Here is a 23,584-nt window from a genome sequence, read left to right on the forward strand (position 1 = left end):
CAGTCTCCGACATGCGCCCTCAAGCGAGACACACCATGCGCCCCAAGGTTCGCCTTTATGTAGACCACCCGCTCGGGGCGGGGCAATCGGTGCCGCTGTCGCGAGAGCAGGCGCATTACCTCTTTGGCGTGATGCGGCTCGGGGTCGGCGCGGAGGTCGCGCTCTTCAACGGTGCGGACGGGGAGTGGGCCTGCGCGGTGGTCGAGGCCAGCAAACGGGGCGGTGTGCTCGCCTGCGAACGACAGAGCAAAGCGCAGGACACGGTGCCGGACCTTTGGCTGGTCTTCGCTCCGATCAAGAAGGCGCGCACCGATTTCATCGTCGAGAAGGCCGCCGAGATGGGCGTGGCGCGCATCCAGCCGGTGCAGACCGCGTTCACCAATTCCGAGCGCATCCGCCGTGATCGCCTACAGGCGCATGTGGTTGAGGCCGCCGAGCAATGCGGGAACACCTGCATTGCCGAGGTCGCGGAACTGGCCAAGTTCGACGCGCTCCTCTCGAGCTGGCCCGAGGACCGTCAGATCGTCTTTTGCGACGAGATGCAGGCGGGGACGCTGGGCGATGCGCTTTCGGCCCTTCGCGCGCCCGCCGCGCTCTTTATCGGACCCGAGGGCGGGTTTTCAGACGCCGAGCGCGCGCGCCTCACCGCCATGCGGCAAAGCACGATCCTCCCGCTTGGCCCGCGCATCCTGCGCGCCGACACCGCCACCGTGGCCGCGCTGACGCTGTGGCAAACCCATGCCGGAGACTTCCGCACATGAGCTTTATCCGTCCCGAAGCGCGTGCCTTCGTCACCCGCTGGCTTGAGGTGATTGCCGGTGGCACGCTGCTGCTCATCGCGCTTTACTGGCTCTTTGCCGGTCAGGGCCTCCTGCCTTACGTCGGCGCGGCGATGGCGCCTCTGGCGCTGGCCGTGGTCTGGCTCGGCGTGCAGCGCGGCCGGTTTCGCGTGGGCCATGATGGCCCCGGCACGGTCGAGGTGGCCGAGGGGCAAGTGAGCTACTTTGGCCCACTCACGGGAGGCGTGCGCGCCCTGCGCGATCTCAAGGCGGTGATCCTCGACCCTGGCCAGCACCCGGCCTCCTGGGTGCTGCAGGCCAAGGGTCTGCCCGATCTGGTGATCCCGCTCGACGCGGACGGGGCGGACCAGCTCTTTGACGCCTTCGCGCAGCTGCCAGGCCTCAAGACGGGACACATGCTGCGCCAGATCGAGCACCTGCCGCGCGAGCCCGTGGTGATCTGGCACGAGGCCCCCGTGCGCCTGCACTAGCACCACCTTGGCACGTCAACACGCGCGGCCTGCGGCTCGCCTGTGCCGAACCGCACATCAACTCGGGTTCCGGGGCGATTGACACCCCCGCCAAATCACCCCAACCCTGCCAACTCGACCGATCCTTTGGAGCGCGCCCATGTCCATTCCCCAGTCCGGCGGCGGACCCATCGAACACCGCGACCAGCTGGCGGGCTATCTCGCCGACGGGTGCAAACCCAAGGCAGACTGGCGGATCGGGACCGAGCACGAGAAGTTCGGCTACTGCAAGGACACTCACCAGCCGCTCCCCTACGAAGGCGCGCGCTCCATCCTCGCGATCCTCGAAGGGCTGCGCGACCGCCACGACTGGAAGCCTTTGGCCGAGGGCGGCAAGCTCATCGGGCTGGAAAAGGACGGCGCCAACATCTCCCTCGAGCCGGGCGGCCAGCTGGAGCTGTCGGGCGCGCCGCTCGAGACGATCCACCAGACCTGCGACGAGGTGAACGACCACCTCAAGCAGGTGAAGGACATCGCCGACGAGATCGGCGTCGGTTTCATCGGGCTGGGCGCGGCGCCCGAGTGGACCCATGACGAAATGCCGATGATGCCGAAGGGCCGGTACAAGCTCATGGACGGCTACATGCAAAAGGTCGGCACGATGGGGCGCGTGATGATGCGCCGGACGTGCACGGTGCAGGTCAACCTCGACTTCGGCTCCGAAGCGGACATGGTGCAGAAACTGCGCGTCGCCTTTGCGCTGCAGCCGGTGGCGACCGCGCTTTTTGCCAACTCGCCGTTCTTCGAAGGCAAGCTCAACGGGCACAAGTCCTGGCGCTCCCGCGTCTGGCGCGACCTCGATGCGGACCGCACGGGCATGCTGCCCTTTGTGTTCGAGGACGGCTTTGGCTTCGAGCGCTGGGTGGACTATGCGCTCGATGTGCCGATGTACTTTGTCTACCGCGACGGGACCTATCACAACGCGCTCGGGCAATCCTTCCGCGACTTCATGGAGGGCAAGCTGCCGGCCCTGCCGGGTGAGACCCCCACGCTCAGCGACTGGGCCGACCACCTGACGACGCTCTTCCCCGAGGCGCGGATCAAGAAGTTCATCGAGATGCGCGGTGCCGATGGCGGTCCCTGGCGTCGGCTTTGCGCCCTGCCGGCGTTCTGGGTGGGCCTGATGTACGACCAATCCGCGCTCGATGGCGCGTGGGACCTCGTCAAAGGCTGGCACCAGGAGACACGCGAGGCTCTGCGCGTCGCCGCCTCCGTCGACGGTCTTGGCGCCCGCGTCGGGGACATCCACATGCACGAGCTCGCCCGCGAAGTCGTCGCCCTCTCCGAAGCCGGCCTCGCCGCCCGCGCCCGCGAGGGCGCCGGCGGGCTGATCCCGGACGAGACCCACTTCCTCAACGCCGTCAAAGAAAGCCTCGACAGCGGCCAGGTCCCGGCCGACGAGCTCCTCGCCAAGTACCACGGCGACTGGAACGGCGACCTTAGCCGCGTTTATGGCGAGTATAGCTACTGAGCATGACGAGGCCCCGGCTCAAGGCCGGGGTGCACTACGCCTACTCTAAGAAATGGCACGGGGTGGCTCTCGCCTCTGGATAAAAACGGTCATTCACGCGCCGTCCCGGGGGTGGCGCAATCGCGCCGCCCCATGGGGGCGGGTCGGCGCGGCCTGACGGTACCCGTCAGGCGGGTGTTTTGAACATGGCGAAGTCTCATTAGCGGCCGCGGTCCATCGCGGTATACCCCCGTCCCGGCATCGAGCCGGGACCTCATCAAGAGATTGGCTTGGTCGTAAACGGCGGCCCTAAACCTCCAACTCCGCGAACAGACACGCCAAAGCAGCCCCGTGCATATCCCGATCCGCGCGCGTGCCTTGCACCGCCGGGCGCGGCAAGCTGATCTTGAGCACCTTCAAATCGGGAATCTCAAACCGCTTCACCGTCTGCCGAGGCGTCTGACAAAGCTCCGCCGCCACGTCTACCGTCACCGCATCGCACACTCGCGCAAAGGTCTCGGCATCGCCGCAAAAGACGTCGGCGGTGACCCAGAAAGGCCCGGCATTCTTGGACCGGACTTTGACCGCCACCTCCGCAAGCCGCGTCATGCGCCCACCTCGATCACCTCAAGCCGGAACGCCGCCATCGGATCCTCCAGCGTCATCACGTGGTTCAGGCAGAACTCATAAACCGCCCCCCGCGACATCTCCGGCGGGGAAAAGGGGAAGGCAAAGGTCGGCATCTCCTCCTCCACCGTCAACGCATGGTGCAGCAGGTAAGGGTTGAGCATCTTGGCGATCTCGCCCGCCATGGCCTGCTCCGGCGCCGTCACGATGGCGAGCACCCCGACCTCCGCCGGCGTTGCGTTCGCGGTCTCCAAATCGCCAAGCGCCGCGTTCTTCCCGATCAGCCGCAGCTCGATCTCGAAGTCAGAAGTCCCAAGCCGCGCCTCCGCCTTGGCCCGACACTTGGCCGCGATGTCGGCGGTCCAGTCCTCGATCTGCGCAACGTAATGTGTGTCCCGCACCAGCACGAGGGACACGACCTGAAAGCCCGCCGCCCGCGCCCCTTCGAGCTTGACCGTGTAGCGATCAGACGGGTGCCAGACGGACCCCTCGACCCGCACGCGGGTGTCATCGAGCGCTTTGTAGCGCGCGCAGGTCACGTCAAGATGCCCGCCGGGCTCGTAAAGGATGAACGGGTCCGCGTTCTCGTAAAGCATATGCGCTGAGACCGTGTGCGGCGTGGCGTGTGCGCTCTCGGCCAGTGGTTCTATGGTAAACCCATTGGCATCAAACGCGATCAGGATCACGCCCGACTGCGGGTTGGTCGTGCAGAGCGCGCCGCACTCGCCGATCTTGGCTCCGTGCCAGGCGCCGCCCGCGTGATCTCCGTTCTGCAAAGGCAGCGCGGAGATGATGGCCGTGTCCGTCGTGCGCCCCGCGATGACGATGTCCGCGCCTGTGTTCAGCGCCGCCTGCACCTGCTCGGCGCCTGCAAGCGCGACGATGTTGGTGCAGCTTTCGATCAGCGCGCGGTCGATCTCGGGCGCGACTTCGAGGGGCGTGATGGCGCCCGCCTCGAACTGCTCCGTGATGTGCTCCGCACTTTGCCCGGACTTGAGCACCGCGATCTTGAGCGTCTCGCTCCGCTCCGCCGCGATCTCGCGCGTGATGTCCACGAGCCAGTCGACCGCGCTGTCCGCCCCGCAGGTCCCGGCGGTGCCAATCACCAGCGGGCAGCCCGCCTCCGCGCGCGCCGCCATGAGCCCTGCCCATTCGATCTTGGTCGAGGCGCGGGAGTACTTGGACGTGCCGGTCCCGAGGTAATGCGGTCCGCTGTCAGTGGAGCCTCCGTCGATGGCGATGATGTCGGGCTTGGCGGCGATGCCCCGCGCGAGAGCGTCCTTGTCATAGCCAAGGCCAAGGGCGCCGGAGGGGATGAGGACCTTGGTCACGGGTCAAAGCACAACGTCGGGCCCGGGACCGGCGATCCAACGGTGTTTCTAAGTACCTTTATGCTGGCCAAGTCCGGAAGACACCCGAGCGGCGCGCCATCCTTAGCCATATCGCCGGGCCGGGTTAGGGCCCGGCGATGTGCGGCGGCTTCGCATTGATTCCGCACGGGCACTTAGTCCGTCACTCTTTGAGGCTTCTTCAAAACGCTCCGCAAAAACAGCGGCGCGACAAACCCAACGATCGCCGCCACCCACAGGCCGACAGCGATGGGCGACGAAAAGAGATACATCGCATCCCCGTCCGACAGCGTCATCGCGCGGCGGAGCGCGTCCTCCATCTTCCCGCCGAGCAAAATCCCGAGGATCACCGGCACCGTCGGCACGTCGAGCTTGCGCAGAAAGTACCCCAGCACCCCGAACCCGACCATCATCAACAGGTCAAAGTAGCTGCCCGTCAGCGAATAAATCCCGACAAACGAGATCATCGTGACACCCGGGAGCAGCACCCAGGCGGGGACGGTGAGGACCTTCACGAATATCTTCACCATCGGCACGTTCATCAACAGCAGCACGACGTTGGCGATCAGCAGCGACGCGATCAGCCCCCACACCACGTCCGCCCGCTCGGTAAAGAGCGTCGGACCGGGCGTGATGTTGAGCGTCATCAAGAGCGCCAGCAGCACAGCCGTCGTCCCAGACCCCGGCACACCCAGCGTCAGCATCGGCACCAGCGCGCCGCCCGCCGCCGCGTTGTTGCCCGCCTCGGGTGCAGCGACCCCCTTGGCCACGCCAGTCCCGAACCCGCCTTTGTCACCCGCGATGGACTTTTCCGACATGTAGGCGAGGAAGGAGCCGAGCGAGGCACCCGCCCCCGGCAAGACGCCCGCGATAAAGCCCACGAGCGAGGCGCGCAGCATCGTCCAGCGCGTCTTCACGATGTCGCGCCACGGGACCTTCACCTTGTCGAGCTTGACCCCGATCGAGGACCCCAGCCCATGGCTCTCGATAAAGAAGAAGATCTCGGCAATCGCAAAGAGGCCGACGATGGCAACAAGGAAGTCGACCCCGTCATAAAGGTGCAGGTTGTCGCCCGTCAGCCGCGGCAGGCCCGACGACGAATCCACTCCGATCATCGCGATGCCAAGGCCGATGCAGGCCGCCAAGGCCGCCTTCGCCTGGTTGTTCGACGCCATCCCTCCGAGAGTGCAAAAGGCAAGGAGATAGAGGGCAAAGTACTCCGCTGGGCCGAAATAGAAGGCGACGCGCGCCAGTGTGGGCGCGAGGAGCATCAGACCTACGGTGGCCAGAAACGCGCCCACGAAGGACGCCACGCCCGACAGGACCAACGCGTCCCCCGCCCGTCCGGCCTTGGCCATTGGATAGCCGTCGAGCGTCGTCATCAGCGCCGGCTCGTCTCCGGGGATGTTCAGCAGGATCGACGAAATCCGCCCGCCGTACATCGCGCCGTAGTAAACGGAGGTCATCAGCACCAAGGCCGAAGTCGCATCGAGCCCCAGCGTAAAGGTGATCGGGATCAGGATCGCCACGCCGTTCGACGGGCCAAGGCCCGGCAGCGCACCGATGATGGTCCCCAGAAAACAGCCGCACACCGCCAGAAACAGCGTGTAAGGCGAGAGCGCCACGGAAAAACCGAGCGCGAGATTGGCAAGGATATCCACCGGTCAGTGCCCCCCGACAAAGGGAATGAGGATCGACAGCGCCTTCCACAGCTTTTCCCAGGTCGGGATGCGGTAGGCGACGATGTTGCCGAGGCTCAGCCCGAACTTGAAGAGCACGAAGAGGCCCAGCGACAGACCCAGGCCCGACAGGACGGCAGGCAGCGCGCGCGGCGAAATCTGGTAGCTCAGGATGCCCGCGGCAATCGCCGTCGGCAGGATAAAGCCCAGCGGCGTCAGGAGCACCGCATAGACCGCCAGCACCACCACGGCGCCCGCCATCTTGAGCCAGGTGCCCGCCACCGGCCACTCGGGGTCCGGGTCCGGGCGCAGCATGATCGTCAACGAACAGATCGCCGCCACCCCGCCAATCAGGTAGGGAAAGAGCTTGGGCAGAAATTCACCCGAGAACATGTTCGTCTGGATCTGCGAGGCGGCCGCGATATACGCGACCGCCGTGATCAGGCAGACCAGACCAAAGATCCGGTCAGCCGCCATCAGTTGATGACCCCGATCTCTTTGGACATGGCGTTGATGTCCTCGACGAGACCATCGACATACGACTGGAAGTCACCGCCGACTTTGGTGAACGGCGCCAGGCCATTGTCCGCCATCGCCTGCGCCCAGGCGTCGCTGTCGGCAACCTGCTGCAGCTTGTCGGCCCACTCGTTGAAGCGCTCGTCGCTGATGCCCTTCGGCACGTAGAGACCGCGCCAGTTGACCGCGACCACGTCGTAGCCCTGCTCCTTGGCGGTCGGGATGTCCTCGAAGCCCGGCACGCGCTCTTCGGTCAAGACCGCGATCACGCGAATGTCGCCGTTCGCGAGGAACGAGACGACCTCGGACATGTCGCCCGTCATCGCCTGCGTGAATCCGCCAACCGTCTGGGTGATCGCATCCGCGCCGCCGTCGACGCCGATGTACTTGACCTTTGTGATGTCGGTGAAGCCCGCCTCGCGCAGCACCATCAGCGGCTTGAGATGGTCGAACCCGCCCACGGCAGAGCCGCCGGCAAAGGCCACCGAGCCCGGGTCGGCCTTAATCGCCTCGACGAGATCGGTGAGCGACTGCAACTCGCTGTCCGCCGCGACCGCAATCACGCCCGGGTCCGCTCCAATGGCCCCGACAAAGCGGACCTCGGACGCCGTCCGGCCCGCGTAGGCGTTCTGTGCCAGACGCGTCGTCGTCGCGGACGAGGCCGCCACGATCAGGTCCGCATCGTCATTGCGCTCGTTGACCACGGTGTTGTAGGCCAGACCGCCACCGCCACCGGGCATGTTGGTGACCTGCACGGGTTTGTCGACCGCGCCAATGTCGTACATGATCTTGCCGATCTGACGGCAGGTAAAGTCCCAGCCACCGCCGGGGTTGGCCGGTGCCACGCACTCGGCCGCCATCGAGGCAGTGCCCAGCACGGCAAAAGCGGCGCCGAGACCCAGCGCCTTGAAACGAAACGTCATGTTGTCCTCCCATGTGAGTCGGGTCATTCTGCCCGATCATGGCGTCAGCCAAACACCGCAACCTGACACGAACCTGTCACGCAACGAGCCTTTGCCCCCGCCCATGCGTTTTCTGCTGATCGAAGACAGCGACACCCTCGCCTCCGCCGTGGTCGAACGGCTGCAGCTCGATGGCCACGCGGTCGATCATGCGAGCACTTTGGAGGCGGGGCGCGATTGCGTGGCGGTGACGCGGTACGATCTGATCTTGCTCGACATTATGCTGCCCGACGGTGACGGGCGCCGGTTTCTTGCCGAGCAAAGAGAGGCGCAGATGGCGACGCCGGTGATCGTCATCACCGCGCGCTCGGAAGTCTCCGACCGGGTCTCACTCTTGGACCTCGGGGCGGACGACTACCTGACAAAGCCCTTCGACTTTTCCGAGTTGGAGGCGCGCTGCCGCGCCGTCCTCCGCCGCAAAGGGGGCGCTGCTGCCAATCGCAAGACCTTTGCCGACGCCACGCTCGACGCCGCCTCCGGTGCGCTCACGGTAGGGAAAGAGTCTGAAGTCCTGCGCAACCGCGAGCTCCGCCTCCTCGAGGTATTTTTCGACGCACCCGGCCAAGTCTTTTCCAAGGCGCACCTGATGGACCGGCTCTTTTCCTTTGCCGAGGACGTGAGCGAGAACGCCATCGAGGTCTACGTCGCCCGCTTGCGCAAACGCCTCGCCGCGAGCGCTGCAAGGATCGAGACGGTGCGCGGGATGGGCTACCGGCTGGTCGACGACACATGAGCGCGCTGGCGCTGCGCGGCTCGATCCGGCGGCGGCTGGTGCTGCAGCTCTCGGGCGTGGCCGCGCTGCTGGCCGTGGTGTTCTTCTTTGTCGTGCGCTCGGTGGCCGAGAACGCCGCCGAGAAAACCCAGGACGACATCCTCGCCGCCTCCGCCACCGCCATCGCCGACGCCCTGCGTGCCGAGGCCGGCGCGGTGACGCTCGACCTGCCCTACTCCGCCCTCTCGATGCTCGGCACTCTGAACGAGGACCGCGTGTTCTACCGCATCCTCGTCGGCTCCGAGACACTCACCGGATACGATGACCTGCCCATCGAGGGCGGAGCATTCGCCACCTTCCCCTTTCGCGGCGAGACCGTGCGCGCAGCCTACGTCGACCGCCCAGTCTGGACCGGCAGCGCACCGCAAAACGTCCGCGTGGCGGTGGCGCAGACACGGCGCGGGATGGCGGCGATCTCCTCGCGCATCACTGGCACGGCGACTGGCGTGGCCATCGCCTTCTTCGTGCTGGCGGCGGGGCTGAGCCTGCTCGCCACCCGCTCCGCCTTTGCGCCCTTTACGCGCATGACGCAGTCCGTGACCCGGCGCGGTCCCTCCGACCTGCGCCCGATCGAGACCGACCTTCCGTCCGAGCTCGTCCCTCTCGCAGGCGCCATCAACGGGTTCATGGCGCGGCTCGGCACCTCGCTCCGCCGGTCCGAGGAGTTCATCGCCGAAGCCGCCCACCGCGTCCGCACGCCGCTCGCCACCGTCCGCACGCAGGCCGAGATCACGCACCGCAAGCTCAACAAGCCCGAGCACAAGGCCGCCATCCGCGGCATGATCCGCGCCGTCGACGAAAGCTCCCGCTCCGCCGGGCAGATGCTCGACCACGCCATGGTCACCTTCCGCACCGACAGCCTCGAGACTGCGACGCTCGATTTGCGCGACTTGGTAGAGGAGACCTGCGAACGGCTCGCCCCCACCGCCGACCTCAAGGACATCCGCATCCTGCGCAGGCTACCTGAGGAGGCTATTCCGTTCGAAGGCGACCGCGTCCTTCTGCAGTCGGCACTCCGAAACATCCTCGACAACGCGATCAAGTATTCACCCGCCGACAGCGACGTGTCCGTCATCTTCGAAACCGGAGGCGAGCACCGCATCGCAATCACCGACGCCGGGCGCGGCTTTGCCGGCACCGAAGGCGCTGCACTCACACCCCGCTTTGCACGCGGGTCCAACGTGGGTGACATCGTCGGGTCCGGCCTCGGCCTCACCATCGCGGACGAAGTCGCGCGGGCCCACGGCGGACGGCTCGAGATTGCCGAAAACAGCGAAGGAACCGGCGCATGCGTGGCCTTGCTCTTGCCCTCTGGCTGATCCTCGGCGCGGCGGCCACCGCTGCCTTCGAGATCGAGGACCAGATCACCTACCCCGCACGCGGCACCGAGGCGCAGCGGCTGAGCATCCTGTCGACCGCCGACCGCCCCGCATTCGAGCCGATCCTGACCGCCTTCCAAGCGGCCAACCCCGGCATCGCCATCGACTACACGATCACCAACACGACCGACCTGATGACCGCGATCCACGACGGTCGTGGGCCCTACGATCTGGCAATTTCCTCGGCGATGGACCTGCAGACCAAGCTGGCGAACGACGGTTTTGCGCAGACCTACACATCCCCCGCGACCGAGGCGCTGCCGCCCTGGGCGCAGTGGCGGGACCAGGTCTTTGCCTTCACGCAGGAGCGCGCCGTGCTGGTGCTGCGCCGGGATGCCTTTGCCGCCGTGCCGGACACGCGCGAGGCGCTGATCGCGACGCTGCGCGCGGCGCCCGAGACCTTTGCCGGGCGGGTCGGCACCTACGACGTGGCGCAATCGGGCTACGGCTACCTGATGGCGACGCAAGACAGTCGCAACAGCGACAGCTTCTGGCGCCTGGCCGAGGTCATGGGCAGCCTCGACGCCCGCCTCTACCGCGGCTCGGGCGACATGATCCGCGACGTCTCGAGCGGGCATCTGGCGCTCGCCTACAACGTGCTCGGCAGCTACGCACGCAGCCAGATCGCCGGCGATCCGGCGGTCGAGATCGTCGAGTTCTCGGACCACGTCAACGTCATGCTGCGCACCGCGCTCATCCCCGTGGGCGCCGAGAACCCCGACGCAGCCCGGGCGATGATCGACTTTCTCGTCACGCTCAAGGACCGGCCCGAGGTCACCGCCCGCGCCGGCCTTCCGCCCATCGACGCCGCCGCGCTGCAGGCCAACCCGGCGCTGCGCCCCGTGCGGCTTGGCCCGGGCCTTCTGGTCTTTCTCGACCGGCTCAAGCGGGAGACGTTCCTGCGCAACTGGCGGAGCGCCGTGGTGCGGCAATGATCCGTTAACGGTGACCTAACGCTGCGCTGACGGTCGGGGCCTAGGGTGCATCGGCAAGGCAGGCGTGTGGTGCGTCTGCGTTCACGTTTCGGATGTCACTCTGGAGGGGGAGGCTCCCATGGCCGCAGGTTCGTCCACCCGTGCATCGGCGCCGCAAGGCCGCGCGCCGGCCAGGCCGCAGGTGGCCGCGTTCGCGCTGGTCCAGCCGGGGCTTGCGGGCGGCGACATCGTGGGAGAGCTTTTGCGGTTCGCCAGAGACGATGTGATGCAAAGCAGCGGAACGCTGACCCTTGCACCGCTCACCTCGCACCCCGGATCGCCCATCGCCCAGACCTTTGCCCGGCTGCGCGCGCGCCATGCGCAAAGAGTCAGCTTTCAAGCCGCGCATCAGGCGACACTCTGGACATGGCAATGGTTGGTGCTGAACGATCTGGTGCCGCTGCTGCACGAGCCTGCCAAGGACGCAGCGCTGCACGAGATCGGAGTGGACCTTGCGCACTTTGCGGCGAGCATTCCGGGCGGGGCGCCTTCGGGAACGGATGAGGCTGTTGTCCCACTCTTTGCCGAGCCGCGTGCGGCCGCACCCACCTCGCCCGAGGCGTTCTGGCGCGCGGACACCGGCCCGCGGTTCAACCTCGGCGGCACGTTCGATGCGCGCACCGCGCCGCTGCCCGGCAAGCTCGATGCGTTTCCCGCCGCCCGCGCGCATATCGCCGCGACGCTGGTGACAGCTGTCCACACCGCGCCAGACACTTACGTCACCACGCGCACCGCGAGCGGACGGCCCTGGTCGCCCCGCTGCACGCCGCTGCCCTGCGGCACCGCCATCGACCGATTCGAGGCTCTGGCGCAGGCCGTGATGCACAAAGAGGCCGCGCTACCCGCGCTTTAGCGCCCGCGTTGCCACTCCCGCCCGCAAAGACGGGCCCTGCCCCCGCACCGCGCCCGGTGACCGGGGCTTTGGCTTGCCCGACGCAAGGGAAGCTGCCACTCTGCCGCGCGGAACTGCAGGGACGCCAGACGGCATGGCTTCGTCCGTGACACTCAGCTTGATCGGTGCCGCGCGCGCCGAAACCGACGGCGGGCGGGACGTGACCGCGCGCCGGGCGCTGGCCGTGCTCGCGATGATCGCCGTCGGCGGCGGGCAGCCGGTCCCGCGCGAGCTTGTCGCCGCGACGATCTGGTCGGGCGTGGACGACACCCGCGCCCGCGCCTCGCTCCGGCAGACGCTGGCCGAGATCAAGTCGATCAACCCGAGCGTGCTCGCCGTGCTTGCGGCAACCCGACATGCCATCGGCATGGACACGGGCCGTGTCAACTGCGACGTGCTCCGCTTCTTTGCTGCTGCCGAAAGCGCCGACATCGCCGGCCTGCGCCTGATCCCCGCCAACCTCGGCACACAGTTCCTCTACGGGTTCGAAGACCTCGGGGACGGATTTGCCGAGTGGCTGACCGACACCCGCGCCGATATCGTCACGCGCCTGACGGCGACGCTCGAGCAGGCGTTCGACCTGCCCGACATCACCCGCGACCAGCGGCGGGCCTTGGCCGAGGCGTGCCTGCGGCTGAGCCCGATGAACGAGCGCGCGGCGCGGGTGGGGATGCACACGCTGGCCGAGCAGGGCGACATCGCGCAGGCGCTCGAGCTTTATGGCCGGGTCTACCGGCTGATGGACGAAACGCTCGGGATGGAGCCCTCGGACGAGACGCAGGACCTTGCCGTAGCGATCAAGCAGAGCCAGTCGAGCGGGGATTTCCCCGTCGCCACAGCGCCCGCACGCTCGATCGGTGCCTATGGCCAGCCCGTGCTGGCGGTGCTGCCGATGACCACCTTTGGACAGGACGTCGAAACGCGGCAGCTGGGCGAGATGTTCGTCGAGGACGTCGTCTGCTCGCTCGCCTCGTGCCGGGACCTGCCGACGCTCTCGAACGCGTCCACCCGCAACATGGCCGAGACGGACGACACGCTCCCGCTGCTGCGGGACCGCTACGGCGTGAGTTACGTGCTGCGCACGACCCTGCGCCGGGCGGCGGGCAAGTGCCGGGTCACGACGCAGCTGGTCGGCAGTGAAAGCGGGCTCGCGGTCTGGGGCAACACCTTCGACACCGACGACGCCGCGCTCATGGGCCTTCAGGCCGAGATCGCGAGCAAGGTCGTCGCCGCGCTGGTCCCCAAGATTCACGCCAACGAGTTTGACGCCGTCGTGCGCCACGACATGGCTGACCTCAGCGCCTACCAGATGCTGCTCAAGGCGCGGCACCTGACCTACAAGCTGGACCGCGACGCGCTCGATGAGGCGGACGCGCTCCTCAGCGCCTGCACCGAGGCCAACCCCGGATTCGTTCAGGCGCATGTGGCCCGCGCCGAGACCCACTCGATCCGAATCGGGCAAAGCTGGTCGACCGACGCGCAGGGCGATCTCGCAGGGATCAAGGCATCGCTCGACGAGGCGCTGCGGCTCAACCCGCGCGACGCGCGCGCCATGGCCATGCGCGGGCACAACATCGGCATCTACGAGCGCGCCTACGATCAGGCGACGAAGGTCTTTGACCGGGCGATCGAGGCCCTGCCGAACGACGCGGAGACGCTGGTCTGGTCGGCCCCGGTGCTCGCCTATTCCGAAGCGGCGGCAAGCGCGATCAAGAATGCCGAAAAAGCGATCAGCCTCTCGCCCGAGGACCCGATGATGTTCCGCTACGAGCACTTTGCAGCGATCTCACACTTTGCCGCCGGACAGTACGAGGAGGCGGCGCATTACGGGCTCGCCTCCACCCAGCGCAATCCGCGTTACACCTCGAACCTGCGCGTCACGATGGGCGCGCTTGCGGCGCTGGACCGGCATGACGAGATCACGCCCCTGCGCAGCCTGCACCGGTCCATCAACCCCGATTTCCGCGTGCGCGACTTTGTCGAATGGCAGGCGTTCGCCACGCCCGAGCGGCGCACGGAGTTCGGCGCGCTCCTGACAAAGGCGGGTTTACCCGCATAGCGCCTCACCCCGGCATCACGTTAACCTAACGGAACGCATGGCAATTGGGTGCCGTGAGTACGGGATAATTGTGTCTCAATGCGACGCAACAGGGGGCAACGCATGACAGAGATGTTCACCGGGTTCGCCAATGGCGGCTCGAACGGGGGATCCAATGGCGGATCGAACGGAGGCTCGAATGGAGGCTCCAACGGCGGCTCGAATGGCGGCTCCAACGGAGGGTCCAACGGCGGGTCGAACGGCGGCAGCGCCACGGTCACCAGCTTTGGACAGGCGACCCTACCGGTCGACGGCATCCTCGAGGTGCAGGACTGGATCGAAACGGCGGGCCTCACCGTCCCGGTCGGGCTCAAGTTCCCGCGCGAGACGCTGCCGGCGGATCTGCGCGCGCAAATCCTGCTGGCCGAGTTCGCCGCAACCGGCTGGTTTGCCGACCCCGAGGTCCAGACCGCCACGCGCTACAAGAAGGGCAGCCTCGATCTGGACTGCAGCGAGCTGACGACTGCCGAAGGGATCGCGCCCCAGCTGCGCAACCTCGTGCGCGCCCGCAACGAGCAGCGCAATTCGCGCACTTCCGAGATCACGATCCAGGACCAGAACAGCTTTGCCTATTGGGCGACGCTCCTGGCGCTGACGCCGGAGGGCAAGCCCAAGACAACCGCGCTGATCGTGACCGCCTACACCATCGGCCAGATGGTCGGCATGGTGTTCAAGGACATGTTCGCCGTCGCGCGCCCCTCGGCGCTGATGCCGGCGCTGATGACCTCGATCCCGACGCCGCGGCACGCGTCCTTCCCCTCGAACCACGCGCTGCAGAGCTACCTGATCGCGGGCCTTCTGAAAAAGGCGATGCCCGCCAATGTGACCGCCTGCTATGGCGCGCAGATCGACGCGCTGGCCGCACGCATCGCCGAGAACCGCGAGATCGGCGGGCTGCACTACCCGGCGGACTCGGCGGCAGGCGAAAAGATCGCCCGCTGGCTGCTGGACGAGTGGATTTCGGACGCAAAGACCCCGCAGCTGATGGCGCTGATCACCGAAGCCGGGCTGGAGTGGCCTGAGCCTCCTGCGACAGCGACGATGCACCTCGGCTCGGTCAACGGCATCCCCGGACGGCACGGATACACCGAACGTCTGCGCGATGCGCTGGCGGCGCTCGGCGCCTTGCCGGGACAGGACAGTGACAAGAAAGGGGGTGCCTGATGAGCGGACTGTTCGGAGGCACCGCACCCTGCGCCCAGACCGCAGCCGCCTTCTCGCAGCTCGGCTTCCAGTCCAAGGGAAAGATCAAGGCGGCCACGCCCAGCTCCGCGCTGAGCGGCGCGGTCTCGGTCCTTCCTTCGGGCGTCTGGCCAATCACCGACCAGCGCTACCGCAACACTTGCGTGGCCTTTGCCGCCGCCGCCGCGATGGAGGTCTACTACGCCAGCCAAGGCACGCCTACGCCGCTATCCGAAGATTTCCTCTACAACCGCATGCGGCGCGGGCTGAAAAAGAAGTTCATCAAGAAGGTCGCCAAGGTCCTGCCGGACTATGACCTCGGCGCGACGCTGCTCTCCCAAGCCTATTGCGTGTTCAAAGGGATCGGCGTCTGCACGGAGGCGCTACGCCCCTACCAGCAGACGACGCCCCCGTTCAACATCGATGGTGCGGATCCGACGGAGGCGCAGACGACGGATGCCGGAACGCGCACGCACAGCGACTTTTACTACGCCAAGGTCGAGGTGGACAAAGACGGCAACATCGACCCGGACCAGACCTTCCCCGCGCCGAACGGCTCGGGAGAGGTGACCGCGAGCGATGCGATCCACGCGCTCCTGTCGCAAGGCTCGGCTGTGGCGGTGGGCGTGCCGGTTTACCAACTCCCCGATGCGCGGATGAACTGGACGGCGCCAGCCACCATGCGGTTCGGGTTCGTCCCCTACCCCGGCACGGACGTGGTCTACGACGCCGCGCTCCCGGTCGCTTCGGGGCATGCGGTTTGCATCACCGGCTACGTGCCAGTGAGCGGCGCGCCGGGCGGAGGATACTTCGTCTTCCGCAACTCTTGGGGGCTCGACTTCCGCACGACAACCGCAGCGCCAGTCGAGGGCGTTTCTGCGAGCGAGGTCCCGCCCGGCTTTGGCGTGATGTCTGCCGCTGCGGTCGATCAATACGTGTGGGAGCTCCTGGCCCCTACCACCTCAAGCGTCATGGACCCCGCACATCTCCCTCAGTGCGGATGATGGCTCTCCCCCGTCAGGTCACATGACGTCCTGCGACCCCCGCGCTTTCCCCAAGGCGCGGGGGTCATTTTGTTGTGGGGCCATTTGACGGGGGGTGAGAAACAGGCATTCACGCGCCGTCCCGCGGGGTGGCGCAATCGCGCCGCTCGTTTTGCCGGAGGCAAACCTTGGGTTTGACGGGGGCGGGTCGGCGCGGCCTGACAGTGCCTGTCAGGCGGGTGCTTTGATTTGAGCGCTATTCAGGTTGAAACTCATTGAGGCGGCCAGCCACTATAAAGCGGGTGATCGGAAGCAAGCGGCAAAGAGACCATCTGCCCAGTGCGCGCCGCATGGTAGATACCAGTTACAAGGTCCAACGACCGCCGACCGTCCGCCAGCGTCACAACATCTGACGGCTCCCCATCCAACGCATCTGCAATGGCCGCAAAGAGCCCCGCGTACCCGGACTTGGCCGGAAGTACGGAAGCCAGAACCTCGTCCACATCCGCCTGAGTAACAGGCGCTCTGGCCACAAAGCTCCAGGGCGCAGACGCGGGCGCGTAAGGCGAGGTGTCGGAAGTCACCGTCACCCCCTCATACACCAAACGCAGGCGCGAGTGATCATACGCCCCGCCCAGTGTGATCGACGACGTGACCAAAGCCCCCGCCTCGGTCTCGAACGTCAGCGCGCCGCAATCCTCCGTCTCGATCGGGTTCACGCGGGTCGCCAGTTGCGCCTGAACACGGGTGATGGGACCCATCGCCCAGGACACCAGATCGTGGATGTGGATCGCATGGCCCAGCACCGCGCCACCCCGCTCCCCCGCCCAAGTCCCGCGCCACGGCACGGCATAGTAATCGGCATCCCGATTCCAATGTGTCTCCAGAGACGCCACCCTTGGCGCGCCAAGCAGCCCCGCATCCCTCAGCGCTGCAAGCTGCGCCGTGCCCTGACCAAAGCGGTACTGGAAGACCGGAAAGACAGGCAGGCCAGTCTCCCGGCTCGCAGCCTCCAGCGCGTCACACTCAGCCAGCGACGCCACCAACGGCTTCTCGCAGATCACCGCCTTGCCTGCCCGCAATGCCGCGACGCTCGTCTCGAGGTGCAGATGCGGCGGCAAGCAGATGTCGACAACGTCTATCGACGGATCAGCAAGCACTTCGGCATAGTCAGGCGCAAATTCTGTGCCGTGCGTCTCAGACAACGCCTGTCCGCGCACGAAATCAAGGTCACAGATCGCGGCCAACGCAAGACGGTCCTCGACGGAGGAAAGCCCCTCGGCATGCTGCGCGCCAATCCCTGCGCCGATGATCGCAACGCGCTTCATCGCGCCTCCGCCATCGACTGCGCGTTGAGCGCCAACTCCATCACCTTGAACGCATGCGCCTGCGGCATCGCCGTCTCCGTCCGGTCCTCTACATCCGCGATCAGGCGGTCGAAATAGGGCAAGGGTTCGTCCGCACAGTCGATCCGCACATTCTCCTCCCTGTTGACCAGATAGAGGCTGTCCGTCCGGTGCGGCTGGCCAATGTCGGTGTACTTGCGCAGCTCGATGAAGCCCTCGGTCCCCTGGATAAAGAGCCGCCCGTCGCCCCAGGTCGGAAGCCCATCCGGCGTAAACCAATCGACCCGCACAAAGCCATGCGCCTTGCCCGAACGCAGCGCCATCTCGCCATAGTCCTGAAAGCCCGGCAGGTCCGGGCGCGTCGCGTTCTGCACGCTGGCATGAGTGACCTCTGCGTCGGTGCTCCCGGTGAAATGCAGAAACTGATCGACCTGGTGCGAGGCGATGTCGCAGAGGATACCACCGTACCGCGCCCGCTCGAAAAACCAGTCTGGCCGCGTCTTGAGGTTTTGCTTGTGCGGCCCGATCCCGAGCGTCTGGATGACCTCGCCAATCACGCCCTGCGCAACCAGCTCGCTCGCGCGGGTCACGGCAGGCACTTGAAACCGCTCGGAAAAGTTCACCGACCAGATGCGCCCGGTTTGCTCTTGGCAGGCCATCAGCGCGTGCAGTTGCGCATGCGTCGTGCAGCCCGGCTTGTCGACCATCACGTCCTTGCCGGCCTCCATCGCGCGGATCGCCAAAGCGGCCCGGTCCTCCGGCACCGCGGAGATCAGCACCAGTGCGACCTCCGGGTCGTCCAGAACACGGTCCGCCGTCTCGTACATTTCCAGCGCCGGATGCACCTCGCGGAACTTGGCTTCGGTCACTGCAGGGCCGTCGGTCCAGTACCCGTCGCAGGTACAGCCGCGCGACAGCATGTGACCCAGCATCCCGAAGATGTGGCCATGGTCGATCCCGAGTATTCCCAGCTTGAGCGGCATGTCCTCTCCCTCAGACCTTTGACACGTCCGCGCGCTGCCCGGTCCGCGCCGACGTCTCGAGCGCGTCGATCAACGCGTGCACCTTGAGCGCCTCGCGCCCCGGCACCATCGGCGGACGCCCGTCCCGCAGGCTTGCGGCAAAGTCCGCGATCATCGCGCCATGCCAGTCGCTGGTAAAGGCCATCGGGTCCGCCCCCGCGCCGGAGGCTGTCTGCTGGCCAACCGTCTCGGACCGGCCGTCCTGCCAGTCGATCTGCAGCGTCCCCGCCGCCAGATGCGCCGAGCCGTGCGCGCCGTGCAGCGTCAACGTCTCCCCGCGTCCCGGAAAGGACGCGGTGCTCGCAAACAAGTGACCAACAGCGCCGCTTTCGAATACCAAACCTGCGGCGACGAAGTCCTCCGCCTCCATCGCGTGAAACCCGGTGGTGGCCGACAGCGCCTGCACCGCCGCCACAGGGCCGGTCAGCGACAGCATCAGGTCGAGCTGGTGAATGGCCTGCGTGATCAGCACCCCGCCCCCGTCGCGCGCATAGGTCCCGCGCCCGGGCGCGTCGTAATAGCTTTGCGGACGCCACCAGGGCACCGCCACTTCGACCGCGCGCAGCGGGCCAAGCGCCGTCAGCCGGGCGCGGAGATCCTGCACCACCTGCCGCGCGCGGTGCTGAAAGGTGATCCCAAGCGGCACGCCGGCGGCCTCACACAGCGCCACCAGCTCGGATGCCGCCTCCAGGCTGCGCTCGACAGGCTTTTCCATCAGGATCGGTTTTTCCGCTTTGGCCAGAAGCGTGACGATGCCCAGCCGCGCGTCTGGCGGGGTGGTCAGCAGCACCGCTCCGATCTCGGCATCTGACGCGATCTCTTCTACGGTGGATGCCTGTGCACCGAGGTCTGCATGCTCCGCAGCAAAGGCAACTGCGCTCTCCATGCGGCGGGCTGACACGCGCGTGAGCAGCAGTTCCGGCAGCGCGCGCAAGGCATCCGCATAGGTGCCCGCCACCATGCCCGTCCCGATCAGTGCCAGCTTCACAGCGCCTCCTCCCGCACGACGACATCGACGCCCACCGAGTGTGCGAGGACAAAGGCACCGTTCGGCAGATCGTTGCCACGCAGTTTGTCCTCGAGCGCTGCCGGCCCGAGTCCCAGTCCCTGCCAACGCTCCCTCAGGCGGCGCTCCAGCTCACCCGCCTCCACGTCCACGAGCACGCGCAGGTCGAAAGCTTCCCGCAGCGCCGCCCAATCGCCCTGATCGGTGAGGATGTAGTTTCCCTCCACCAGGACGATCGGCACGGAGGCCGGGATGATCTCCGCCCCCGCGCGGGCGATCTCGATCGACCGGTCGAACACCGGCACGGCCACGTCCTCGTCTCCCGTGCGCAGCCGCCCCAGCATGGCCGCTAGCCCGCCGACGTCAAAGGTGTGCGGAGCACCCTTGCGCGGCAGGTCGCCGCGTGCCGCGAGCACCCGGTCGTCAAAATGAAACCCGTCCATGCCGAGCACGGCCGCCTGCCCCGGCGTCCCCGTGTTGAGATGCTTGGCGACCGCCTCCGCCAGGGTCGACTTGCCCGCACCCGGCGCGCCGGCGATGCCGATCAGCACACGCGGGTCAGGTCGCAGGCGCGCGATCCGGTCGAGCAGCTCTTGAGGCGCGGAGATCATGCGCTCCTCCAGGAGGTGCGCGCGGCCAGTACCGCCTCCGCCTCGGCATGGCACGCAGGCAAAACCGCAGCGGGATCGAGCAGCGCGGGATCCGCCTCGGCGCACACCTCCGCCAGCGGACGGCCGATTGCCAGCGCCTCCTGCACACGCGCCTTCGCCGCCTCGCGGGACATGTGCGGCGCAAGGGCAAAGCTCGCCGCCTCCGCCATGATCCCCGGCGAGGCGTCGATCCGCGCCCGCATCACAGCCGCGTCGGGCACGAGGTTCGCCGAGATCTCGCCAGCATGCCGCACGGCGCTTCCGAGCGCGACGAGCAACTGCGGCAGCGCGCTCCACTCAAGCGGCCAGAGCGCACCGTCGCGCTCCTCCATCGGGCTCGCCGCCGCGCCCAGCAACGCATCCGCCTGCGCGCCCAGCTGACTAAGGACAAGGATCGCCTCGGCCTGCACCGGGTTGGCCTTGTGCGGCATGGTCGAGGACCCGCCGGCACCGCCGCCCGACACCTCCGCCAGCTCGCTGCGTTGAAGCGTAATCACGTCCTTGGCCATCTTCTCGAGCCCGGCAAGCACCTGCCGCACCCAGCTGCCAAGCGTCAGAAACGGCGTGCGATCGGTGTGCCACGAGGGACCTTCGTTCAGACCCAGGACCTCGGCCATCGCGGCAGAGACTACGCGCCCATGTGGCGCAATCGCCGAGTTCGCCCCCGACGCGCCGCCGCATTGCACCCGGCTGAGCGCGCCAAGCATGCGCTCCGCGTCCGCCTCTGCCGCGATCAGGGGCTGCGCCCAGCGCGCCGCCCTCAGGCCAAAGGTGATCGGCGTCGACACTTGCGCACGCGTCCGGCCAGCCATCAGCGTATCGCGGTGGTCCCGCGCAAGCGCCTCGAGCCGGTCGATCAGCCCATGCAGACGGGGCAAAATCACGTGCAGCGCCTCACGGCACATTAGCACCTGCGCCGTGTCGATGATGTCCTGCGACGTTGCGCCATAGTGCAGCCACTGGCCCAGATCTTCGGGCAACTCCTTGCGCAAGGCAGCGACCAAAGCGGGCACCGGAACGCCGGCACTTGAGGTCCCGGCCGCCAAATCCTGCGGGGCGAGGCGCATGGTGCCTAGTACATCTGCCAGCTGTCCCGCGGCCTCCTGCGGGATCATGCCAACCACGCCCTGCGCCTGCGCATAGGCCCGCTCTACCGCGATCATGGCCACCACAAGCGCCGCGTCATCGAGGCAGCGCGCCACCTCCGCATCGCCATAGAGCGGGCCATAGATCGTGGACGTCGTCAGGCCGGGCAGCATTGGAGATCTCGTGGAGGGCCGTGCATGCGTGAGACTAGGCCGCGCGCCGCGCCAATGGCAAGCGGGGCCTAGCGCAGGGCGAGGCGGGCCAGCGTCTCGACCGTCTTTGCAACCTGCGTGCGCAGCGCGTCGAGGCTTTGCCGCTCCGCCCGTGCGTGCTCGAAAAAGAGCATATTGACCGCATTGAAAAGCCCCTCGCCAAACGCCTCGCAATCCAGCGTCATCTTGAGCTCGCCCCTTGCGCGGAGCGTCTTGGTCAGCTGCATGACCTGCGCCAAAAGCTGGGCGTCCACGTCCCGCAGGCGCGCGCTCGCCGCCGTTCCGTCTTCGGTGAACGACAGGGCAATCCCGCGCCGCCAAAGGTCGCGGTTGCGCAGGACGGTCTTCGGCTCGAACCAGGCCGCAAAGTAGGCGTGATAAGCGGTAAGCGCCCCACGGGGCGGGTCCGCGATCAGCGGCGCCGTCCGGTCCCGGATCATCTCCGCCTCGCGCAGGACGAGCGTCATCAGGATGTCACCCTTACCACCGAAATAATTGTAGAGCGTCGCGGTCGAGACCTGTGCGGCTTCAGCGATCTCCTCGGCGCGGACGGGGTCAAACCCACGATCGGCATAGAGGTCAGACGCCGCGGCAAGAATGCGCGCCTGCCGGTCTGTCTTTTGCTGCTCCCTCAGTCCCATGGCTCGCACGGTCACACATATTGGAATTGATTTCAAGTTTGGAGACGATTACAAACTCGCGGAAAGGAGAGCCCCCATGTCGAACCTTGCCACCACCATCGCCGCCCACGATAAACGCCACGCCTTGCGGCCCTGGACCAACTTCGAAGCCTTCGAGGCCGATCCGCAACTGGTCATCACCCAAGGCGAAGGCGCGTGGCTCGAGGACATCGAGGGGAAAAGCTATCTGGATGCGGTTGGCGGGCTCTGGTGCACCAACATCGGCCTCGGGCGCGAGGAGATGGCCGACGCCATCGCCGACCAGGTGCGGCAGCTGGCGTTCTCCTCGACATTTGTGGACATGACCAACACACCCGCCGCGCTGCTCGCGGCCAAGATCGCGGAAAAGGCGCCGGGGGACCTCAACCGCGTGCACTTCACCACGGGCGGCTCGACGGCGGTCGACAGCGCCTACCGCATGGTGCAGTTCTACCAGTCCTCGATGGGACGCCCGGAAAAGTGCCACGTCATCGCGCGCGACAACGGCTATCACGGCTCCACCTTTGCCAGCATGTCCATCGGGAACAAGCCAGGCGACCGCGCGCCGGAGTTCCACTACCTCAGCGAAACGATCCACCACATCTCCGCTCCCTACCCCTACCGGGTGGGCGCAGGTATGGACGAAGCGGCCTTTACCCAGTGGCTCGTGGACGAGTTCGAGGCCAAGATCGCCGAGGTCGGCGCAGACAAAGTCGGCGCCTTCTTTGCCGAGCCAATCATGGGCGCGGGCGGCGTCATCGTCCCGCCCGAGGGCTACCTCAAGGCGATGTGGGAGGTCTGCCAGCGGCACGACATCCTCTTTGTCGCGGACGAGGTCGTGACAGCCTGGGGACGGCTCGGCCACTGGTTTGCGTCCCTCGATGAATTCGGCGTCCAACCAGACATCATCTGCTCGGCCAAGGGGCTCAGCTCCGGGTATTTGCCCATCGGCGCGATGATCTACTCGGACCGCATCCACGACGCGATCAGCGCCGATACGTCGCGCTGGTACACGTCCGGCTTCACCTACTCCGGCCACCCGGTCTGCTGCGCCGCCGCGCTCAAGAACATCGAGATCATGGAGCGCGAGGACCTGCTGACCCACGTGAACGAGGTCGGGCCCTATTTCGAGGCGCAACTCGCCACCCTCGCAGACCTGCCGACGGTAGGCGAGGTGCGCGGACGCAAGCTGATGATGTGTATCGAGAATGTGGCCGACAAAGCCTCCCGCACGTTGCACCCGGACGAGGTGAACATCGGCAAGCGCATCTCGGACAAGGCCGAGGAGCTGGGCCTGATCGTGCGCCCCATCGGGCCGCTCAACATCATGTCGCCGCCGCTGATCATCACGCGCGCGGATGTCGATACGATCGTGGACCGGCTTGGCCGCGCGATCGAGATGGTGCACCGGGATCTCGCACAGTAAGCTCG

The 23,584-nt window shown here is 66.8% G+C and carries 22 protein-coding genes; 11 read left to right on the plus strand and 11 right to left on the minus strand.

The annotated features are described in order from the left end of the window. The first annotated feature begins 35 nt into the window (after positions 1–35). The 3 genes from ACU0B3_RS07860 (at position 36) to ACU0B3_RS07870 (ending at position 2,780) form a co-directional block, all read left to right on the plus strand. Positions 36–761 (plus strand): 16S rRNA (uracil(1498)-N(3))-methyltransferase, encoded by a 726-nt coding sequence (locus ACU0B3_RS07860; RefSeq protein WP_446260292.1) that lies wholly within the window; start codon positions 36–38, stop codon positions 759–761. Beyond that, on the plus strand, positions 758–1,270 hold the full coding sequence (locus ACU0B3_RS07865) for a hypothetical protein (protein ID WP_446260293.1): 513 nt from the start codon (positions 758–760) through the stop codon (positions 1,268–1,270). The genes ACU0B3_RS07860 and ACU0B3_RS07865 overlap by 4 nt, the downstream gene beginning before the upstream one ends. A gap of 139 nt (positions 1,271–1,409) precedes the next feature. After that, entirely contained in the window at positions 1,410–2,780 is a 1,371-nt protein-coding gene (locus tag ACU0B3_RS07870) for a glutamate--cysteine ligase (protein ID WP_446260294.1), read from the plus strand. 288 nt (positions 2,781–3,068) lie between these two features. Here the strand turns inward: ACU0B3_RS07870 and ACU0B3_RS07875 are convergent, their stop codons facing one another. The 5 genes from ACU0B3_RS07875 to ACU0B3_RS07895 all read right to left on the minus strand — a co-directional run bounded on the left by ACU0B3_RS07875 (position 3,069) and on the right by ACU0B3_RS07895 (position 7,880). Continuing rightward, positions 3,069–3,368 (minus strand): DUF4387 family protein, encoded by a 300-nt coding sequence (locus tag ACU0B3_RS07875; protein WP_446260295.1) that lies wholly within the window; start codon positions 3,366–3,368, stop codon positions 3,069–3,071. Beyond that, complete coding sequence (locus tag ACU0B3_RS07880; RefSeq protein WP_446260296.1) at positions 3,365–4,717, minus strand: acyclic terpene utilization AtuA family protein; 1,353 nt, start codon at positions 4,715–4,717, stop codon at positions 3,365–3,367. Before ACU0B3_RS07880 ends, ACU0B3_RS07875 begins: the two co-directional genes overlap by 4 nt. 173 nt (positions 4,718–4,890) lie before the next feature. Beyond that, the gene (locus tag ACU0B3_RS07885; RefSeq protein ID WP_446260297.1) at positions 4,891–6,396 is read right to left on the minus strand and encodes a tripartite tricarboxylate transporter permease; all 1,506 of its coding nucleotides are present in this window, start codon (positions 6,394–6,396) and stop codon (positions 4,891–4,893) included. 3 nt (positions 6,397–6,399) lie between these two features. Beyond that, complete coding sequence (locus tag ACU0B3_RS07890) at positions 6,400–6,891, minus strand: tripartite tricarboxylate transporter TctB family protein (RefSeq protein WP_446260298.1); 492 nt, start codon at positions 6,889–6,891, stop codon at positions 6,400–6,402. Further along, positions 6,891–7,880: a Bug family tripartite tricarboxylate transporter substrate binding protein gene (locus ACU0B3_RS07895; RefSeq protein ID WP_446260299.1), complete on the minus strand. Its 990-nt coding sequence runs from the start codon at positions 7,878–7,880 to the stop codon at positions 6,891–6,893. The genes ACU0B3_RS07890 and ACU0B3_RS07895 overlap by 1 nt, the downstream gene beginning before the upstream one ends. A gap of 76 nt (positions 7,881–7,956) precedes the next feature. Here ACU0B3_RS07895 and ACU0B3_RS07900 point away from each other — a divergent pair, with 76 nt between their 5' ends. The 7 genes from ACU0B3_RS07900 (at position 7,957) to ACU0B3_RS07930 (ending at position 16,193) form a co-directional block, all read left to right on the plus strand. Then, positions 7,957–8,625 carry a response regulator transcription factor gene (locus tag ACU0B3_RS07900; RefSeq protein ID WP_446260300.1) on the plus strand — a complete coding sequence of 223 codons (669 nt, stop codon included), beginning with the start codon at positions 7,957–7,959 and terminating at the stop codon, positions 8,623–8,625. After that, a complete protein-coding gene (locus ACU0B3_RS07905; RefSeq protein WP_446260301.1) occupies positions 8,622–9,983 on the plus strand; it encodes a sensor histidine kinase N-terminal domain-containing protein in 1,362 nt (453 codons plus the stop codon). Before ACU0B3_RS07900 ends, ACU0B3_RS07905 begins: the two co-directional genes overlap by 4 nt. Next, complete coding sequence (locus tag ACU0B3_RS07910; protein WP_446260302.1) at positions 9,953–10,978, plus strand: ABC transporter substrate-binding protein; 1,026 nt, start codon at positions 9,953–9,955, stop codon at positions 10,976–10,978. Before ACU0B3_RS07905 ends, ACU0B3_RS07910 begins: the two co-directional genes overlap by 31 nt. 118 nt (positions 10,979–11,096) lie before the next feature. Next, the gene (locus ACU0B3_RS07915; protein ID WP_446260303.1) at positions 11,097–11,870 is read left to right on the plus strand and encodes a hypothetical protein; all 774 of its coding nucleotides are present in this window, start codon (positions 11,097–11,099) and stop codon (positions 11,868–11,870) included. Positions 11,871–12,003: 133 nt separating this feature from the next. Continuing rightward, entirely contained in the window at positions 12,004–13,968 is a 1,965-nt protein-coding gene (locus tag ACU0B3_RS07920) for a BTAD domain-containing putative transcriptional regulator (protein WP_446260304.1), read from the plus strand. 102 nt (positions 13,969–14,070) lie between these two features. Beyond that, complete coding sequence (locus ACU0B3_RS07925; RefSeq protein ID WP_446260305.1) at positions 14,071–15,171, plus strand: phosphatase PAP2 family protein; 1,101 nt, start codon at positions 14,071–14,073, stop codon at positions 15,169–15,171. After that, positions 15,171–16,193, plus strand: coding sequence for a hypothetical protein (locus tag ACU0B3_RS07930; protein WP_446260306.1), 1,023 nt, complete (start codon positions 15,171–15,173; stop codon positions 16,191–16,193). The genes ACU0B3_RS07925 and ACU0B3_RS07930 overlap by 1 nt, the downstream gene beginning before the upstream one ends. 251 nt (positions 16,194–16,444) lie before the next feature. On the opposite strand, the gene ACU0B3_RS07935 is transcribed toward ACU0B3_RS07930, so the two are convergent. The 6 genes from ACU0B3_RS07935 to ACU0B3_RS07960 all read right to left on the minus strand — a co-directional run bounded on the left by ACU0B3_RS07935 (position 16,445) and on the right by ACU0B3_RS07960 (position 22,135). After that, entirely contained in the window at positions 16,445–17,500 is a 1,056-nt protein-coding gene (locus ACU0B3_RS07935) for a Gfo/Idh/MocA family protein (protein ID WP_446260307.1), read from the minus strand. Then, positions 17,497–18,501, minus strand: coding sequence for a Gfo/Idh/MocA family protein (locus ACU0B3_RS07940; RefSeq protein ID WP_446260308.1), 1,005 nt, complete (start codon positions 18,499–18,501; stop codon positions 17,497–17,499). The genes ACU0B3_RS07935 and ACU0B3_RS07940 overlap by 4 nt, the downstream gene beginning before the upstream one ends. Before the next feature lie 10 nt (positions 18,502–18,511). After that, a complete protein-coding gene (locus ACU0B3_RS07945) occupies positions 18,512–19,528 on the minus strand; it encodes a Gfo/Idh/MocA family protein (protein ID WP_446260309.1) in 1,017 nt (338 codons plus the stop codon). After that, positions 19,525–20,157, minus strand: a complete 633-nt coding sequence (locus tag ACU0B3_RS07950; protein WP_446260310.1) for a nucleoside/nucleotide kinase family protein — start codon at positions 20,155–20,157, stop codon at positions 19,525–19,527. Before ACU0B3_RS07950 ends, ACU0B3_RS07945 begins: the two co-directional genes overlap by 4 nt. Next, on the minus strand, positions 20,154–21,455 hold the full coding sequence (locus ACU0B3_RS07955) for a lyase family protein (RefSeq protein WP_446260311.1): 1,302 nt from the start codon (positions 21,453–21,455) through the stop codon (positions 20,154–20,156). Before ACU0B3_RS07955 ends, ACU0B3_RS07950 begins: the two co-directional genes overlap by 4 nt. Before the next feature lie 68 nt (positions 21,456–21,523). Continuing rightward, positions 21,524–22,135, minus strand: a complete 612-nt coding sequence (locus ACU0B3_RS07960; RefSeq protein WP_446260312.1) for a TetR/AcrR family transcriptional regulator — start codon at positions 22,133–22,135, stop codon at positions 21,524–21,526. 76 nt (positions 22,136–22,211) lie between these two features. Here ACU0B3_RS07960 and ACU0B3_RS07965 point away from each other — a divergent pair, with 76 nt between their 5' ends. Next, positions 22,212–23,579: an aminotransferase gene (locus ACU0B3_RS07965; protein ID WP_446260313.1), complete on the plus strand. Its 1,368-nt coding sequence runs from the start codon at positions 22,212–22,214 to the stop codon at positions 23,577–23,579. The last annotated feature ends 5 nt before the right edge of the window (positions 23,580–23,584 follow it).

Source organism: Pseudaestuariivita sp. (genome assembly GCF_052825805.1).